Source organism: Larkinella ripae, from assembly GCF_054780775.1.
Genome location: NZ_BAAGVR010000022.1, coordinates 83,040 through 99,172 on the forward strand (window position 1 = coordinate 83,040; position 16,133 = coordinate 99,172).

17 protein-coding genes are annotated in these 16,133 nt (G+C 52.5%); 9 read left to right on the forward strand and 8 right to left on the reverse strand.

The window, feature by feature from the left end:
* Positions 1 to 8: 8 nt before the first annotated feature.
* Positions 9 to 761 carry a head GIN domain-containing protein gene (locus ACYVHX_RS13205; RefSeq protein ID WP_460672120.1) on the forward strand — a complete coding sequence of 251 codons (753 nt, stop codon included), beginning with the start codon at positions 9 to 11 and terminating at the stop codon, positions 759 to 761.
* Between the two features lie 103 nt (positions 762 to 864).
* Here ACYVHX_RS13205 and ACYVHX_RS13210 read toward each other — a convergent pair whose 3' ends face one another.
* The 3 genes from ACYVHX_RS13210 to kdsA all read right to left on the reverse strand — a co-directional run bounded on the left by ACYVHX_RS13210 (position 865) and on the right by kdsA (position 3,826).
* Complete coding sequence (locus tag ACYVHX_RS13210; protein WP_460672121.1) at positions 865 to 1,887, reverse strand: phytanoyl-CoA dioxygenase family protein; 1,023 nt, start codon at positions 1,885 to 1,887, stop codon at positions 865 to 867.
* A gap of 239 nt (positions 1,888 to 2,126) precedes the next feature.
* Positions 2,127 to 2,957 carry a 5-dehydro-4-deoxy-D-glucuronate isomerase gene (kduI, locus tag ACYVHX_RS13215; RefSeq protein WP_460672122.1) on the reverse strand — a complete coding sequence of 277 codons (831 nt, stop codon included), beginning with the start codon at positions 2,955 to 2,957 and terminating at the stop codon, positions 2,127 to 2,129.
* A 59-nt stretch (positions 2,958 to 3,016) separates the two neighbouring features.
* Positions 3,017 to 3,826, reverse strand: coding sequence for a 3-deoxy-8-phosphooctulonate synthase (gene kdsA, locus ACYVHX_RS13220; RefSeq protein ID WP_460672123.1), 810 nt, complete (start codon positions 3,824 to 3,826; stop codon positions 3,017 to 3,019).
* A 383-nt stretch (positions 3,827 to 4,209) separates the two neighbouring features.
* Between kdsA and ACYVHX_RS13225 the strand changes: the two genes are divergently transcribed.
* The 5 genes from ACYVHX_RS13225 (at position 4,210) to ACYVHX_RS13245 (ending at position 8,543) form a co-directional block, all read left to right on the forward strand.
* A complete protein-coding gene (locus tag ACYVHX_RS13225) occupies positions 4,210 to 4,446 on the forward strand; it encodes an acyl carrier protein (protein WP_128547485.1) in 237 nt (78 codons plus the stop codon).
* 29 nt (positions 4,447 to 4,475) lie between these two features.
* A complete protein-coding gene (gene fabF, locus ACYVHX_RS13230; RefSeq protein ID WP_460672124.1) occupies positions 4,476 to 5,732 on the forward strand; it encodes a beta-ketoacyl-ACP synthase II in 1,257 nt (418 codons plus the stop codon).
* 14 nt (positions 5,733 to 5,746) lie between these two features.
* Positions 5,747 to 6,529: a ribonuclease III gene (rnc, locus tag ACYVHX_RS13235; protein ID WP_460672125.1), complete on the forward strand. Its 783-nt coding sequence runs from the start codon at positions 5,747 to 5,749 to the stop codon at positions 6,527 to 6,529.
* A gap of 6 nt (positions 6,530 to 6,535) precedes the next feature.
* On the forward strand, positions 6,536 to 6,712 hold the full coding sequence (locus ACYVHX_RS13240) for a hypothetical protein (protein WP_460672126.1): 177 nt from the start codon (positions 6,536 to 6,538) through the stop codon (positions 6,710 to 6,712).
* A 301-nt stretch (positions 6,713 to 7,013) separates the two neighbouring features.
* The gene (locus ACYVHX_RS13245; protein WP_460672127.1) at positions 7,014 to 8,543 is read left to right on the forward strand and encodes a Do family serine endopeptidase; all 1,530 of its coding nucleotides are present in this window, start codon (positions 7,014 to 7,016) and stop codon (positions 8,541 to 8,543) included.
* A 78-nt stretch (positions 8,544 to 8,621) separates the two neighbouring features.
* Here the strand turns inward: ACYVHX_RS13245 and gmd are convergent, their stop codons facing one another.
* Both gmd and ACYVHX_RS13255 read right to left on the reverse strand, forming a co-directional pair.
* Positions 8,622 to 9,734, reverse strand: coding sequence for a GDP-mannose 4,6-dehydratase (gmd, locus tag ACYVHX_RS13250; RefSeq protein ID WP_460672128.1), 1,113 nt, complete (start codon positions 9,732 to 9,734; stop codon positions 8,622 to 8,624).
* 42 nt (positions 9,735 to 9,776) lie between these two features.
* Positions 9,777 to 10,373, reverse strand: a complete 597-nt coding sequence (locus tag ACYVHX_RS13255; RefSeq protein WP_460672129.1) for an SPOR domain-containing protein — start codon at positions 10,371 to 10,373, stop codon at positions 9,777 to 9,779.
* Positions 10,374 to 10,505: 132 nt separating this feature from the next.
* On the opposite strand from ACYVHX_RS13255, the gene murB reads away from it, so the two are divergent.
* Positions 10,506 to 11,531 carry a UDP-N-acetylmuramate dehydrogenase gene (gene murB / locus ACYVHX_RS13260; RefSeq protein WP_460672130.1) on the forward strand — a complete coding sequence of 342 codons (1,026 nt, stop codon included), beginning with the start codon at positions 10,506 to 10,508 and terminating at the stop codon, positions 11,529 to 11,531.
* A gap of 26 nt (positions 11,532 to 11,557) precedes the next feature.
* On the opposite strand, the gene ACYVHX_RS13265 is transcribed toward murB, so the two are convergent.
* From ACYVHX_RS13265 to ACYVHX_RS13275, 3 genes are all read right to left on the reverse strand, one after another.
* On the reverse strand, positions 11,558 to 12,445 hold the full coding sequence (locus ACYVHX_RS13265; RefSeq protein ID WP_460672131.1) for a DMT family transporter: 888 nt from the start codon (positions 12,443 to 12,445) through the stop codon (positions 11,558 to 11,560).
* 109 nt (positions 12,446 to 12,554) lie between these two features.
* Complete coding sequence (locus tag ACYVHX_RS13270; RefSeq protein WP_460672132.1) at positions 12,555 to 13,469, reverse strand: ROK family protein; 915 nt, start codon at positions 13,467 to 13,469, stop codon at positions 12,555 to 12,557.
* A 185-nt stretch (positions 13,470 to 13,654) separates the two neighbouring features.
* Entirely contained in the window at positions 13,655 to 14,395 is a 741-nt protein-coding gene (locus ACYVHX_RS13275) for an SDR family oxidoreductase (RefSeq protein ID WP_460672133.1), read from the reverse strand.
* A 148-nt stretch (positions 14,396 to 14,543) separates the two neighbouring features.
* Here ACYVHX_RS13275 and ACYVHX_RS13280 point away from each other — a divergent pair, with 148 nt between their 5' ends.
* The gene (locus ACYVHX_RS13280) at positions 14,544 to 15,272 is read left to right on the forward strand and encodes an MlaE family ABC transporter permease (RefSeq protein WP_460672134.1); all 729 of its coding nucleotides are present in this window, start codon (positions 14,544 to 14,546) and stop codon (positions 15,270 to 15,272) included.
* Positions 15,273 to 15,385: 113 nt separating this feature from the next.
* Positions 15,386 to 16,132, forward strand: coding sequence for an ABC transporter ATP-binding protein (locus ACYVHX_RS13285; protein WP_460672135.1), 747 nt, complete (start codon positions 15,386 to 15,388; stop codon positions 16,130 to 16,132).
* Position 16,133: the final 1 nt, after the last annotated feature.

A 16,133-nucleotide genomic window follows, 5' to 3' on the forward strand; every position in this document is an offset into this window, starting at 1 on the left:
CGTTCATCATGAAAAAACCCTTTGCGCGCTCTTTGTTCACACCTTTTCTGGTATCGGCCGCCGTTTTATCGGTAGCCGCCATTAGTCCTTCGGGCAGTCAGTTGGTAGACATTATGAATAATCTGACCGTTCAGGAAGAAACCCGCACGTTTACCGTCAGCAATTTCGACAAACTCGATCTGGGCAGCGCCTTCACCATTCATGTGACCCGTGGCAGCGGTTATAAAGTGACCGCATCGGGCCGGGCCTCGGACCTGGAAGACCTGGAAGCGCGGGTCGTCAGTAATGAATTGCAGGTTCGCTACAAAGACAAACTCGGAAACCGCAACCGGCAGCGGGTCACCATCAACATCAGTCTGCCGGACCTGAAAGCGGTTGAATTTTCGGGCGCGTCGCGTTCGGACGTAACCGGTTTTCGCAACCTTAAGGAGCTGGATGTCGATATTTCCGGGGCCTCCACCTCGACCATTGAAGTTGACGCAGAGCGGTTACAGGTCGATTTGTCCGGTGCTTCGAATGTGACCCTGACGGGCCAGGCCAAACGACTCGACGGTGAGGTTTCGGGGGCCACCACCCTGAAGGCTTACGATCTGAAAGTAAGCAGTGCCAAAGTAGACGTATCAGGAGCCAGCAGCGCCCGGATGCACGTCACCGACCGGCTCGAAGCCGAAGCCAGCGGAGCCAGCAGCGTGACCTATCGGGGGTCAGCGTCCCTCCGCTCCAATACCTCCGGTGCCAGTTCGGTGCGGAGTGCCGACTAACGAACTTCATGAAGTTATAATAGAGATTGGTAGAATCGAAAAACGCCTTCCGGTTTGGAAGGCGTTTTTTTTATTCAGATGAATCCGGTTTTGTCCGGTTTTATCAGTCAACTTTCTCTCCCCGCTTGAATGAGTTTTCGTACGATGTCAGCTTGGGATCGGCAAAAACATCGGCCTCGTTCAGGGTATGCCGGACCGGTTCGTTTACCAGATCATGCCGGTGGCGGAAGTACCCCAGCGCCGACGAATAGTGACAGACGTAGGATTTACGGGTCAGGCTGCCGTCCAGAATCGGTTCGCCACCGTGGGCCAAAGCCGCATGCCAGATCAGTACGTCCCCTTTTTTGATCAGCAAGGTCTTTTTTTCCAGCCCCAGACGCTCGCATTCCGCGTTCAGGTATTTGCCAAATTCGGTCGGGTTCCGGGTCGATTCGCCGTTGAAGAAGATCCCGTTCCCCCAGTTGAATTTCGGCACCTTGTGCGAACCCACGTAGTAATGCAGTTCGCCCGATCCGGCTTTCACATCTTCCAGAGCAATCCAGGCCGCGGCCAGATGGCTCGGAACCTGGGGTACCACATACGGAAAATCCTGGTGAGTTTCCTGCTGCGAACCGTACAAAAACGTCAGGCTTTGCATGGCCACCACTTTTTCATTGAAAATGGCTTCCAGAAACGACACGATGGCTTTGTGCAGCATGAGTTTCTTGCCGGCCACCGAGGCATTGTGAAAGTCCATAATCTTGATGTACTGCCCTTCAATGATTTCGCGCGGTACATCCCGGACTTTCATAACCGGATGCTTGACGTATTCGGGCCGGTCGATGCGAATATTGATATCGTATTCCTTATGTCGGTCGATCAGCTCCTGTACATCAGCCAGATACGCATCGATCAACTCGTCAGAGATAATCTGCTCCAGAATTACATACCCATTTTTTTCCCAGAAACGGAGTTTTTCGGCCAGATTGTAGGGCAACTGGGCCGCCTTGGGAAATTGCTTCACGAACCCTTCAATATCCGGATTTTTTTTGTCGATCCAGGGCAGATTTTCGGTCGGAAAATCCTTGAGAACTGGGGCAGGAAACAGCTTGTGGTAAGCCTGCCGGGCTTTGTTTACGATGGACATAATTTCAGGTAACGAAATTGTAACAACCAAATGTAATCGTATCCGGGGAATATTTCTATCCTTTTGTCCCAACCACTGCTTAAACCGCCGTCAGCAAATCATGCAAACCAATTGATTATCAAAGACTCCCGTATAGTCAACTTTTGATTCCCGCTAAAATTAAACGCTTACGCCAATTCAAAAACCGGGTGTTTCCATCTCCTTTTCCCTGCGCACCGGTCCGATTGCGCCTAAATGGCTTACCGAAGGTCGCTCAATTGCACAAAATCCATGTCGGTAAAACTGTAGTTCTCTCCCGCCATCGCCCAGATAAACGAATAACTGGTGGTTCCGGCCCCCGCGTGAATCGACCAGGGCGGAGAAAGCACGGCCTGACCATCGGCGACCATCAAATGGCGCGTTTCCTGGGGATGACCCATAAAATGAAATACGCGGTGCGCGTCCGGAACATCAAAATAAATGTAGGCTTCCATCCGCCGGTTATGTACGTGGGGCGGCATGGTGTTCCAGACGCTGCCGGATTTGAGGGTGGTCAGGCCCATCACCAACTGGCAACTTTCCAAACCGGCGGAATGAATGTATTTATAAATCGTCCGCTCATTGGCGGTTTCCTGGGCGCCCAGGTCTGCGGGTGAAGCCTCGGCCGAAACCAGTTTTGCCGTCGGACACGCCCGGTGGGCGGGGGTCGAAATTAACGCAAACCGGGCCGGTTCATTGGTCTGCTGGCTCGTAAAAACCACTTCTTTAGCACCCAAGCCCACGTATAAACAATCTTTTTTGGCCAGCTCAAACGACTGTCCATCCACCGTCACCACGCCGTTTCCGCCAACGTTGATAATGCCCAGCTCGCGCCGTTGCAGGAAGTAATCCGCTTTCAGATCGTCGTAGGTCGGCAATTGCTGCGCGCCCTGAACCGGCATCACCCCGCCCACAATCATGCGGTCGTAATGGGAATAAACAAACGCAAAAGAATCCGCTTCAAAGAGACTTTCGATCAAAAACTCCCGCCGGATTCGGTCGGTATCATACTGTTTAAAATCGGTGGGATTGGTGGCGTAGCGGGACTCCATAAGCACAAAAGTTGGTTTATTGATCAGAGAATGGAACGACGAATTTCTACTAGCCGGCTTTAAAAAATTGCCTGCCGGATGCGCACTAGTTTTTCCAGCAAGGCTTCCAACTCACTCAACGGCAGCATATTCGCGCCATCGGATTTGGCTTCTGACGGTTTGGGGTGCGTTTCAATAAACAAGCCATCCGCCCCGACGGCAATGGCCGCTTTGGCAATGGTGGCAATCAGAGCCGGTTTTCCACCAGTGACGCCCGAAGCCTGATTGGGTTGTTGCAGCGAGTGGGTACAATCCATAACCACCGGAACCCCGTGAGCCTGCATGACGGGCAGATTCCGGTAATCGACCACCAGATCACCGTAGCCAAACGAGTTGCCCCGGTCGGTCAGAAACACCTCGGCACCGGGATTGACGGATTTTACTTTTTCAACGGCAAACGCCATCGAATCGCCCGACATAAACTGGCCTTTTTTGACATTGACGACTTTGCCGGTTTCGGCGGCCGCCGTAAGCATGTCCGTCTGGCGACACAGGAAAGCCGGAATTTGCAGCACGTCAACGTACTGGGCGGCCATTGCAGCTTCATCGGACTCGTGAAAATCAGTAAGGGTCGGAACCTGAAACCGGTCTCCTACTTCCTTCAGAATTTCCAGCGCAGCCTGATCGCCAATGCCGGTGAAGGAGTTTAGTTTGGTCCGGTTTGCCTTGCGGTAGGACCCCTTAAAAATAAACGGTATGTGCAGCCGGTCCGTTAGATCGACCAGTTTTTGGGCAATTTCCAGCGCCAGATCGCGGTTTTCGATGGCGCAGGGCCCGGCAATCAGAAAAAAGTTGCCGGAATCCGTATGGTTCAGTTTGGGAATATTCACCGTATTTTTCGGGCAAAACTACACAATTGCCGATTGGGAAAAGAGACAAATCTCGTTTGAATAACTTTTACATCTTTTCATTTGTTACTAAAAGCAAGCCGATTAGCCGACGACATTCAAAGGGGTTTCGGGCTGGTCAGGCGGTTTATTTAGCCGTTCGCTGGAAGTGAACGGAGTTATTTTCCTAGCGAACCGGCCGAACCCGACTGGATTTTACGACCCGGCTCATAAATACAATTTTATTTTGTAAGAAGCTGTTAATCTGTCTTTTTACAAAAAAAACCAAGCCTTTTTAAACGATTTTCGAAAGAAAAAATTATTTGACAATGCTGTTTTAAATTTCTTTCTTTGCACAGTTTTTAGAACCCCAAACGCATACAAAAATGTCAGAAATTGCAGACAAAGTAAAAGCAATCATTGTTGAAAAACTGGGTGTTGAGGAATCGGAGGTAACCCCGGAAGCCAGCTTCACCAATGATCTGGGCGCCGACTCGCTCGACACCGTTGAACTGATTATGGAATTTGAAAAAGAGTTTAACATCTCTATTCCGGACGATCAGGCGGAAAACATCGGTACCGTTGGCCAGGCCATTTCGTACCTGGAAGAGAATGTGAAATAAGCGTTTCTTTTTGTTTTTGAGTTTATTCTATGCCTTTTAAACGAGTAGTAATCACCGGCCTGGGCGCTCTTACGCCGATTGGTAATACAGTACAAGAGTTCTGGAACGGCTTATCTGCCGGTGTAAGTGGCGCCGGTCCGATTACTAAATTTAATGCCGAAAAATTTCGGACAAAATTCGCCTGCGAAATAAAGGGACTGGACATTAACCAGTTTATTCCCCGGCAGGATGCTCGTAAAATGGATCCTTTCGCCCAGTATGCGCTTATTGTGGCCGACGAAGCGGTGAAGGATGCCGGGCTTGATCTCGAAAAGCTCGATTTGAATAAAGCCGGTGTCATCTGGGGTTCCGGAATCGGAGGACTCAAAACCTTCGAAGATGAAGTCAAGAATTACGCAACCGGCGATGGCTCTCCCCGTTACAATCCGTTTTTCATTCCGAAAATGATTGCCGACAGTGCATCGGGCATGCTCTCGATTCGCTACGGGTTTCATGGTGTCAATTACGTGACGGTTTCGGCCTGTGCTTCGGCCACCAACGCCATGATCGACGCCTTTAATTTCATTCGGCTGGGGCGTTTGAACATCGCCATTTCGGGCGGTTCTGAAGCGGCCATCACCGAAGCAGGTGTCGGCGGCTTCAATGCGCTCCGGGCGTTGTCCGAACGAAATGACTCGCCCGAAACCGCTTCCCGGCCTTTCGATAAGGACCGCGACGGTTTTGTGCTGGGCGAAGGGGCCGGTGCCCTTATTCTGGAAGAATACGAGCATGCCAAAGCGCGGGGAGCCAAAATTTACGCCGAACTGATCGGCGGGGGAATGTCGTCCGATGCGTATCACATCACCGCTCCGCACCCGGAAGGGTTGGGGGCGCTGAACGTCATGAAAGATGCGCTCGAAGATGCCGGTCTCGGTCCGGAAGCCATTGATTACATCAATGTCCACGGGACCTCAACCCCGCTGGGCGATGTTAGCGAAGCAACCGCCATCGAGAAAGTCTTTGGCGACCGAGCCTATGAACTGAACATCAGCTCCACCAAGTCCATGACGGGCCACTTGCTGGGCGCGGCCGGGGCCATTGAAGCCATCGCCTGCATCATGGCGATGAAATACGGCATTGTTCCGCCCACCATCAACCATTTTACCGACGACGAACAATTCAACTCCAAATTGAATTTCACGTTCAACGAAGCCCAGCAACGAACCATTGATGTGGCATTAAGTAACACATTCGGTTTTGGCGGTCACAATTTTTCTGTTATATTTCGTAAACTTGATTCCTACTAGTCCCAATTAGCCGCGTGCAAGACGCTTCATCCAACACAGTCCTCGAGCCTATTCTCAGTTTCTTCCGGCTGCGGTTGGGGAATAGTGAACGCAAAAAATTCAAGCGTTCCATTGAGCACATCATTGGCGAAGCTCCTTCCAACATCGGTTTGTACCAGCTTGCCTTCCGGCACACTTCAGCCTCGCGGGAGACGGCTATCAAAGGCTTCAAGGAATCCAACGAACGGCTGGAATACCTCGGTGATGCGGTTTTGGGGATGGTGATTGCCGAATTTCTCTTCAAGAAATTTCCCTACAAAGACGAAGGTTTCCTGACCGAAATCCGCTCCCGGATTGTCAACCGCGAAACCCTGAACGGGATTGCCCGCAAAATTGGTCTGGAAAACCTGATCGAATACGACGGCAGCCGCAACCGGGGCATTGTGCCTTCGCGCACGTCGATGTACGGGGATGCGCTGGAAGCACTGGTGGGAGCCATTTATTTAGACAAAGGCTTCCGGTTTACCCGCGGGTTTATCCTCAAGGAATTGCTGGGGCATTACGATCTCGAAGCGCTCATCAGTAACAACGCCAACTACAAAAGCCGTCTGATCGAGTGGGCGCAGCGCGAGGGCAAAAAAGTCGAATTTATCATCATCTCCGAACGCGGCAATAACCATTTCCGGGAATTCATCTCGCAGGTGACGGTTAACGACGAACCGTTTGCGCAGGGTAGTGGCTACAGCAAGAAAAAAGCCGAACAGTCGGCGGCCGAAAAAGCCTGTGAGCAATTGCAGATGAAACCGGTTTCCAATTAATCACTCTTGCCAACCTTCTACGATCATTTTCTCCTGATTTTCTTCTCTGCCGCCGGTTTTCACGTTCCGCTCAATTCGTCTTTCCAAAACCGCACTCCCTCCTCACCCACCAAAGATTTCGATGCTGTTTTGTCAGTTGACGAAACGAAATACGGCCATTCTGAAAACCGGATGCCAAACTGACTGGTTCCGGCTGGAAACCTACTAAAACTTCCCGCCATAATGACATACATTTACGTAAACATTAGGCTGGTATGGATGTTGTCATTAGGGAAATATACTTTTGAGTTCCTGACCAGAAATCGGTTCGCCAGCAGCCGGCAAATCGGCGCCATTTCGTTTCATTCTTTTGCGAACCGGACCTGTCAACATTCGTTGTTAAATTTTGTTAATTGCGTTACAAAATCGAATTTTTGGAAAAGCGGATTTCGTTATCATGGTGAACTGTAACGAAAGCAGTAAACGACCCATTCAGAATCAAGTCATGAAAAACAATTGGAAATCTTTAGCTATCATTGCTCTCTTGTCGAGCTTTGTCACGCTGGCCGCTTACAACTTCTTAGGATTTAATAAGCAGGATGTCATTTTTAACGAATCGGCTCCAGCGTCGACTCCCGTAGGACGGCTAGCCGCTCTGACCGGCCCACAGGCTGCTCCGGGCGATTTCTCGTACGCTGCCGAAGCCGCAACGCCCGCCGTCGTCCATATCAAAACCACCATCACCCGTACGGTCCGTCAACAACAGATTCCGGATATTTTCCGCGACTTTTTTGGTGAAGAATTCGGACGGGGCAACGGCGGTGCTCCCCAACGGCAACGGGGTCAGGCTTCCGGTTCCGGCGTTATCATCAGCCAGGACGGTTACATTGTTACCAACAACCACGTGGTGCAGGGAGCCGATGAGGTTGAAGTCATTATGACCGACAAACGGAGCTTCAAAGCCAAAGTAATCGGCACCGACCCGCTGACGGACTTGGCGGTTATTCAGGTCAATGCCAAAAACCTGCCTTCCATTACGCTGGGTGACTCAGATGCCCTGAAACTGGGCGAATGGGTACTGGCCGTTGGGTACCCGCTGGATCTGGAGTCGACCGTAACTGCTGGTATCGTGAGCGCCAAAAGCCGCCGGATTGGTATTCTGGAACAAAACATTGATCGGAACGATCCGAAACCGGAAGCACCCGTGGAAGCGTTTATCCAAACCGATGCCGCCATCAACCCCGGTAACTCGGGTGGTGCGCTGGTCAACCTGCGCGGTGAACTGGTCGGCATCAACTCGGCCATCGCTTCGGCCACCGGGTATTACAGTGGATACGGTTTTGCCGTCCCGGTTTCGCTGGTGAAAAAAGTATCGGCTGACCTCGTGAAATACGGCAACGTACAACGCGGTTACCTGGGAATCATCCCGGTTGAACTGAACAGCCTGCGGGCGCAGGAACTGGGTTCTAAAGTAGGACGCGGTATTTACATCAACGAAGTGGTTGAAGGAGGTGCTTCGGCTGTTGCCGGTTTGAAAAAAGGCGACGTGATCGTGAAAATGGAAGGTCAGAATGTGGATTCGGACGGCCAGATGCGCGAGATTATCGGCCGCCGTCGCCCGGGTGACGTCATTGCAATGACGGTTAACCGGAATGGTGACCTGCGTGATTTCCGCGTCGAACTGCGTAACCGCAACGGCGGACGGGACATTATCAAGAAAAGCGACAACGTAACGGTATCCAATGCCACCAGCAGCCTGGGTTCGCTCGGCGCCGATTTTGAAGAACTGACGGCGACCGATGCCAAACGTCTGGGCGTTGCCGGCGGGGTTCGGGTGAAACGGATTCGGGAAGGTAAAATGTCTGAAACCGATATTGAAGAAGGTTTCATCATTGTCAAAGCCAACGGAAAAGTGGTCCGTACCATGAAAGAACTGCAATCGGCTATGGCAACGACCAAAGAAGGCGACGGTCTGATGCTGGTGGGTATGTACCCGAACAGCTCACGGATGTACTACTACGCCGTGCCGGTGTAAGCCTCCGCGGTAAAAGACAAAAACCGCCCGGTTCTCAGAACCGGGCGGTTTTTTTATTGGTCTCCCTGAAGGAGTTATTTATTCAAAATAATTCATGACCCGGTGACCGCTCTTCTCCAGCAGTTGGTCGCGCTGGAACAGCTCAATGTCGGCAGCGACCATTTCTTTCACCAAAGCCGCCAGATCGTACTTGGGTTTCCAGCCTAGTTTGGTCATGGCTTTGGTCGGATCGCCGAGCAGCAAATCCACTTCCGTCGGCCGGAAATAGCGTTCGTCGATGCAGACCACGGTTCTTCCGACTTCCAGCGCATAGCTCGGATTGGAGGATTTTGCCACAACGCCGACCTCGTTGACGCCTTCGCCCCGGAATTCCAGTTCGACACCAATTTCGGCAAAGGCCATCCGGATAAAGTCGCGGATGTGGGTGGTTTTTCCGGTCGCAATCACGAAGTCTTCCGGTTTTTCCTGTTGCAGCATCAGCCACATCGCTTCCACATAATCTTTGGCGTGGCCCCAGTCGCGTTGCGCGTCCAGGTTCCCCATGAACACCTTATCCTGCAACCCCAGCGCAATCCGGGCCACGGCGCGCGTGATTTTCCGGGTAACAAAGGTCTCCCCGCGCAGCGGAGATTCGTGGTTGAACAGTACGCCGTTGCAGGCATACATGCCGTAGGCTTCCCGGTAATTGACGGTAATCCAGTAGCCGTACAATTTCGCCACCGCATACGGTGAGCGGGGGTAAAACGGCGTTTCTTCCGACTGGGCGTGGCCCTGTACCCCCCCGTACAGTTCGGAAGTGGAAGCCTGATAGATGCGGGTTTTTTCCGTCAGACCCAGCAAGCGGACGGCTTCCAGAATCCGCAACGTGCCGATCCCGTCGACGTGGGCGGTATATTCGGGCTCTTCGAAACTGACCCGAACGTGCGACATGGCACCGAGGTTATAGATTTCGTCGGGTTGAATTTCCTGAATAATCCGGATGATATTGGTTGAATCGGACAGATCGCCGTAGTGTAACCGAAACCGGACGTGACTCTCGTGCGGATCTTCGTAGATGTGGTCGATCCGTTGGGTATTGAACAGCGAACTCCGGCGTTTGATGCCATGAACTTCATAACCTTTCGACAGGAGTAGCTCCGCCAGGTAGGCGCCATCCTGCCCCGTAATGCCGGTAATTAGTGCTTTTTTCATAGATTGATAACAAAGGCAACAACCAAATTTATGGACATTTACTTACTTGATCGACAGACTCTTCCGAATTTCAACGCGGTCGGGTAAAAGCGTTGCCGATGAAAATTGCTGACGGAGTTGCGCCAGATACCGCTCGGCGTCAATCCGGCGCATAAAATCGCCCACCTTTAACCGGTAGGTAGGCTGGCGATAGGTGGTATACGGATTAAGTTCCGGAAAACTCTGGTACGTGATGCGTTTCGCCCGGTCAATCTCGTTTCGTTCGTTCCCGACATAGACCTGAATCCGGTAGCCCTGCGCGTACCGGATCGAGCGGTTTTTGACGGCAATCGTGTCCAGCACCGCATCCAGTTTTTTGTTGATGTGCAGGGGTTCGGCCATCGGCAGGGTCCGGCGGTTTTCCGGAGCCGGGCGCGCCGGTGAAGTCGTCGAACCCGGTTTTGCTGCCGCCGACGAGGGTATATTGTACCGCGGCCGGGTAGCCGACAGATCGTAGTTATAGGCGTTGTAATCGACCGATGGCGAGCGGGAAACCGACTTTTTGGATGACGCACACGAGCTGATCAAGCCCGACAAGGCCGCCAATAGGAGCAGGATAACCGCGCTATCCAATCGAATTTTATCTGTCTGTGCTTTCATTCCTGGTGCGCAAATTTAGTAACTATCTGGTTATGCAACAATCAGCCCGCTATCTTGTTGAGCAATACCGCCGGGATACCAACCTTTTCCCTTCTTTTTGCTTACTTTGAGGTAGCTTTCTTACGTTACCCCATGTTAGATATTCAGAGTCACGTTTCGCTGAAACCGTATAACACCTTTGGCATCGACGCGAAAGCCCGGTACTGGGTGGAGATTGATACCGAAGATCAACTCAAAACGCTCTTTCAATTAAATGAGTATCTGGCCGTACCGAAGCTGATTCTGGGGGGCGGCAGTAATTTGCTGTTTACGCGTGATTTTGAAGGGCTGGTCATCAAAGTAGCCATCCAGGGCATTGCGGTGGTTCGGGAAGACGATGCGCACGTGTACGTCAAAGCCGGAGCGGGCGTCAACTGGCACCAGCTGGTGATGTACTGCGTTCAGCACGGCTACGCCGGGATTGAGAATCTTGCCTTGATTCCGGGCACCACCGGCGCGGCACCCATGCAGAATATCGGGGCTTACGGCGTTGAAATTGAGCAGGTTTTCGACCATCTGGAAGCCGTTGCCATTCAAACCGGCGAAACCCGCACCTTCAATCACGCCGAATGCCGGTTTGGCTACCGCGAGAGTATTTTCAAACACGAAGCCAAAGGCCATTACATCATCAACAGCGTTACGTTTCGCCTGAATAAAAAACCGGTTTTTCATACCGAATACGGCGCCATCCGGGAAACGCTGGCGGCCATGGGCATTTCCGACGACAAGCTCAGCATCAAGGCCATCAGCGACGCGGTAATTCGCATTCGGCGGAGTAAACTGCCCAATCCGGCCGAAATCGGTAATGCCGGAAGTTTTTTCAAAAATCCGGAAATTTCCAAAGATCAGTTTGAAGCCTTAAAAACCGCCTACCCGGCAATACCCGGTTTTCCGACCGGCGACCGGACGGTGAAAGTTCCGGCGGGCTGGCTGATTGAACAGTGCGGCTGGAAGGGCAAACACCTCGGCAACGCGGGCGTGCACGCCAAACAGGCGCTGGTGCTCGTCAACCACGGCGGGGCTACCGGCGCCGAAATTCTGGCCCTTGCCCAAAAAGTCCAGCAATCGGTGGACGACAAGTTTGGCATCCGCCTGAATCCGGAAGTCAATATTGTTTGACGGTTCTGGGGGTTTGCCGGAAGCCTTCAGCTAACCTTTTTTGCGATGTAGATCTGAACAATCACCAAAACCGCAATTCCGTATTCGAGCAGTCCGATCGACTCGCCCAGCATCCAGGCCGAAATCAGCAGCGTAAAAAAGGTTTGCAGCAATTGCAGTTGCGACACCACGCCAACGCCCCCCAACGCCAGCCCCTTGTACCAGGGAACAAATCCGAATAGCTGGCTTAACAGCGTTACGTACACCAGCCCCACCAGTGCACTTCCCTCAATGAGCGCAGGTGGTTCGTAGGTCCAGGCAACCACCGTCGCCGGCACGCTGACGGGCAGAACGATGACCAGCGCACAGCAGATGACATCCAGCCCCGACACGCTGCGGGTCAGTTGCGCACCCAGCGTATAGCCCAGACTGGCCGACAGCGTAGCCCCCAGCAACAGCAGATCGGCGGTTTGGAGCGTCACCCGGTCCCGCAGCAGCACGTACCCCAAAACCGTCAGGCAGCCGCTGGCCGAAACCACCCAGAACGCCGTTTTGTGCGACTGGCGGTTGACGATGGCCCCCAGAACGGCCGTCGTCAGGGGCAGTAGGGCCAGCACAATTCCGGCGTGCGAGGAGGAGGTTGACCGCATGGCCACCGTCATCAAAACCGGAAACCCCAGTCCTACCCCCAGCGAGATTCCCAACAGCATGCGCAGGTGTTTTCTGATCAGGTAGACCTTGCCCTGTTGCTGTAAAATAGCCAGCGCAAGCAAACCGGCTCCGGCGATGCGCCCAAAACTGATCAACCACGGACTGAAGCTCAGCAGCGCCAGCTTGGTCATGGGAACCGTGAAGCTAAAGCAGATGACGCCCAGCAGCCCCAGCAGCAAACCGGATTGGGTCGTGGTGAGTTTGTTCGTTTTTACGATTTCCATGTTTTCCAGTGCCGCTCCGTGCCGTTTGGATCAAAACCGCCCCAAAAAAAAGATTCGTTCAACACGTCGGCGAGTGTTGAACGAATCTGACTTTCTTTCGAATTTTCAACTACTCAAAGCACAGCGAGGCCGCTCCGAGCAAACCCGCGTCGTTGCCGAGTGTGGCCCGTTTCAGCGACAGCCCGTTCTGGTAATACGGCGTCAGCCAGAAATCCAGTTGTTTTTGAACCGCCGGCAGAATGTAGTCGTAGGAGGCCGACAAGCCGCCCCCGATCAGGATTTGCTTGATGTCCAGCACCCGAACCAGCGAAACCAGACCGTCGCCCAGCATCTCGCCGACCTCCGTCCAGATTTGCAGCGCCAGCTCATCGCCCACGGCAGCGGCAGCCACCAGGCTGGTGGTCGAAATGCTGCCATCGGCGGCCAGTTGGGTAACGCCCTTGAACTCTTCCCGGCGTTCGTTGGCTAAATCCAGCAGCTCTTTCTTGCCGATGTTTCGCTCGAGCACCCGGTTATTGCGGGAGGGCAAATGACCCGGTTCCATCGCGTTGCCATCGCCCCCAACAAACACTTTTTTGTTGATAATGGCGGCCCCACCGACCCCGGTTCCGAGCGTGATGAAAATATAATTTTCGTCGATTTTCTCGTCCGCAAAATAAAATTCGCCCAGCGCGGCTGCGTTGGCGTCGTTTTCCAGAAAAAACTGAACGTCCGGAAACCGTTTGTTCAGCGTTTCGACCAGTGGAACACCGTTCAATTCGGGGATGGCGGTGATTTCGAGGGGAACGGTCCGCTCCCGGTTGATCATTCCGGGTAAGCCGATTCCTACTTTCTTAATTTCCTTGTGTTCATACAATTGAAGCGCAATGGCGTCGGCAAATTGTTCGACAAAATGCCCTGATTCGCGCCAACTGGCCGTATCATGACTGTAGAAATTAGAAATATTGCCACTTTGTGCGTCGACAATTCCCATCTTGACATTCGTACCGCCGACGTCAATACCCAAATATTGAACAGATTCCATTACTGGAGTTTTATGTTAAAAATAGTGCTTTCCCGTTTAAATTTTTATTAATCAGGGCGCAAGATACAAAGGAAGATTTTAATGAATAGCGAATATTGAATTCCGAATGTCGAATATCGAAATCAGGCAACTTCACTTCATTATTCGTAATTCGCCATTTATTATTCGGTATTTATCAATTTAAATTACTTGATATCACCCAGTTGGGGTCGGAGCAGAATCTCCTCGACCACCGCCCCGGCCGACAGATGATAGGCCGACCAGATGACCTCCGCCACGTCGGCGGGCTGCATAAACCGGTTTGCCGGCAAACCGGAAGCGGCCCAACTGTCGGTATACGTCGCGCCGGGCAGCAGCGAAGTCACCTTCACGCCATACGGTTTCATTTCTTCACGGAGTTCTTTGGCCAGACCCAGCAGGGCAAACTTCGAAATGCAGTACGAACCGCCGTTCGGATAGGCCGTGATGCTGGCCGTCGATCCCATCATGAAAATATGCCCGCTGCGTTGTTTCATCATGTCACCGATCACCCCCCGGGTCAGGTGGTAAATGCTGGCCACGTTGAGATTCATGGTGGTTTCGAACGTGCCTTCCGGCTCGTTGTGCACCTGTCCCGGCAGAAAAATACCGACGTTGTTCACCAGCACGCTCACCGGCCGGGCCAGTGAATGAATAAACTCAATCAGGCGGTTTACGTGGGCTCGTTGCGCCAGATCGGCCACAAACGGAAAAATAGTGGGCATCACGGCATCGTCGAAGCCTTCCAGCACGTCGGCCACCGACGCTTCGATTTCGTGCTTCAACTGCCTTAAATCATTTTCGCTGCGGGCACTCACCACCACATCAAAACCGCCTTCCGCAAAACGTTCAACTACGGCCCGGCCAATGCCTTTGGTGCCGCCCGTCACTACCAGTAATGGATTCATAGAATCAGTCAATGGTCACTAGCCGCGCCTACTATTCGTTAGAATACGCCCGATTGCCCCGGAATGACTATTGACTCTTTCGTGTTTTTTGGCAAGATACGCACAAAACCGTTCTATCTTTACCGTAGTTTTGTTGTTATTTGCGCTCATGCATTATCTTGGACGTTATTTTATCTTCTTAGGCTCCCTCTTCCGGAACCGCGAAAAATTTGGGGTGTATACCAAGCTGGTTCTGGACGAATGCATCCAAATCGGCATCAACTCCGTCTTTATCGTTGCCATTGTTTCTACCTTCATCGGGGCCGTAACCTGCGTGCAGACGGCGTATAACATGGTGAGCCCGTTTGTCCCGACGTACATTATTTCGCTGATCGTTCGGGACATGACGGTGCTTGAACTGGCTCCCACCATCACCTGCGTGGTGTTGTCGGGCAAAGTCGGCTCCAACATTGCCGGTGGTCTGGGCACCATGCGCATCACGGAACAGATCGACGCGCTGGAAGTCATGGGGATCAATTCCAGCTCATACCTGGTGCTGCCCAAAGTGCTGGCTTCCATGATCACCTTTCCGATGCTGGTGATTCTGGCCGGTTTTTTATCCATTTACGGTGGCTACATCGCCGGGACGACCGCCAACCTGATCACCTCCGAAGAATACGTCTACGGCCTGCGTTCCGACTTCAATCCGTTCAACATCACCTTCGCCCTGATCAAATCGGTGGTCTTTGCGTTTCTGATTTCCACGATTTCGTCGTTTAAGGGTTATTACACCGCCGGGGGCGCGCTGGAAGTCGGGCAGGCATCGACAGCCGCCGTTACCAACAGTTGCATCGCCGTTCTGGCTGCGGACTTTTTATTAGCGCAATTATTGTTATAGAGTTATGTCGCGCAGGTAAGCGGAGCGGGCAGAGTTAAGCAGAGAAAAAGATATAGAAAAAACTCTGCGTAACTCCCTTCTCCTCTGCTCAACTCCGCGAAACAGCTTGAATCATGATCGAGATTAAGAACATACAGAAAACCTTCGGCGACCGGACGGTTCTGGCGGGCATTTCCGGGAAGTTCCTGCCCGGCGAAACCAGCCTGATTATCGGCGGCAGCGGAACCGGCAAAAGCGTTTTGTTAAAGTGCATGATCGGCCTCGTCAAACCCGAAGAAGGCCAGGTGCTCTACAACGGGCGTGATTTTATGGCCGGCGATGAAGACACCCAGAAAGCCATTCGGCGCGAGATGGGTGTCTTGTTTCAGGGCGGAGCGTTGTTCGACTCCAAAACCGTGCTGGAAAACGTCCGGTTTCCGCTCGATATGCTCACCGATATGTCTTCGACGGAGAAAAAAGACCGGGCGCAGTTTTGCCTTCAGCGCGTGGGGCTGGACGCGGCCGCCGACCGCATGCCGTCGGAAATCAGTGGCGGGATGAAAAAGCGCGTTGGCATTGCCCGGGCCATTGTCATGAATCCGCAGTATCTGTTCTGCGACGAACCGAATTCCGGTCTTGACCCGCTGACTTCCATCAAAATCGATGAGTTGATTCGGGAAATCACCGACGAATTCAAGATCTCGACGGTGGTCATCACCCACGACATGAATTCGATGATGGAAATTGGCGAGAAAATCCTGTTTCTCTACAAAGGCAAAAAACTCTGGGAAGGCACCAGCGCCACCATCACCCAGTCGAACGTATCCGAACTGAACGAGTTCATTTATGCCAATAAATTGCTGCGGGACACGAAGGCATGAA

Excerpts from the sequence above, each read along its gene's own strand:
- ACYVHX_RS13205 (WP_460672120.1), top strand. The coding sequence starts at position 9 with ATGAAAAAACCCTTTGCGCGCTCTTTGTTCACACCTTTTCTGGTATCG.
- ACYVHX_RS13210 (WP_460672121.1), bottom strand. The coding sequence starts at position 1,887 with ATGTCCATCGTAAACAAAGCCCGGCAGGCTTACCACAAGCTGTTTCCT.
- kduI (WP_460672122.1), bottom strand. The coding sequence starts at position 2,957 with ATGGAGTCCCGCTACGCCACCAATCCCACCGATTTTAAACAGTATGAT.
- ACYVHX_RS13225 (WP_128547485.1), top strand. The coding sequence starts at position 4,210 with ATGTCAGAAATTGCAGACAAAGTAAAAGCAATCATTGTTGAAAAACTG.
- fabF (WP_460672124.1), top strand. The coding sequence starts at position 4,476 with ATGCCTTTTAAACGAGTAGTAATCACCGGCCTGGGCGCTCTTACGCCG.
- ACYVHX_RS13245 (WP_460672127.1), top strand. The coding sequence starts at position 7,014 with ATGAAAAACAATTGGAAATCTTTAGCTATCATTGCTCTCTTGTCGAGC.
- gmd (WP_460672128.1), bottom strand. The coding sequence starts at position 9,734 with ATGAAAAAAGCACTAATTACCGGCATTACGGGGCAGGATGGCGCCTAC.
- ACYVHX_RS13255 (WP_460672129.1), bottom strand. The coding sequence starts at position 10,373 with ATGAAAGCACAGACAGATAAAATTCGATTGGATAGCGCGGTTATCCTG.
- murB (WP_460672130.1), top strand. The coding sequence starts at position 10,506 with ATGTTAGATATTCAGAGTCACGTTTCGCTGAAACCGTATAACACCTTT.
- ACYVHX_RS13265 (WP_460672131.1), bottom strand. The coding sequence starts at position 12,445 with ATGGAAATCGTAAAAACGAACAAACTCACCACGACCCAATCCGGTTTG.
- ACYVHX_RS13270 (WP_460672132.1), bottom strand. The coding sequence starts at position 13,469 with ATGGAATCTGTTCAATATTTGGGTATTGACGTCGGCGGTACGAATGTC.
- ACYVHX_RS13275 (WP_460672133.1), bottom strand. The coding sequence starts at position 14,395 with ATGAATCCATTACTGGTAGTGACGGGCGGCACCAAAGGCATTGGCCGG.
- ACYVHX_RS13280 (WP_460672134.1), top strand. The coding sequence starts at position 14,544 with ATGCATTATCTTGGACGTTATTTTATCTTCTTAGGCTCCCTCTTCCGG.
- ACYVHX_RS13285 (WP_460672135.1), top strand. The coding sequence starts at position 15,386 with ATGATCGAGATTAAGAACATACAGAAAACCTTCGGCGACCGGACGGTT.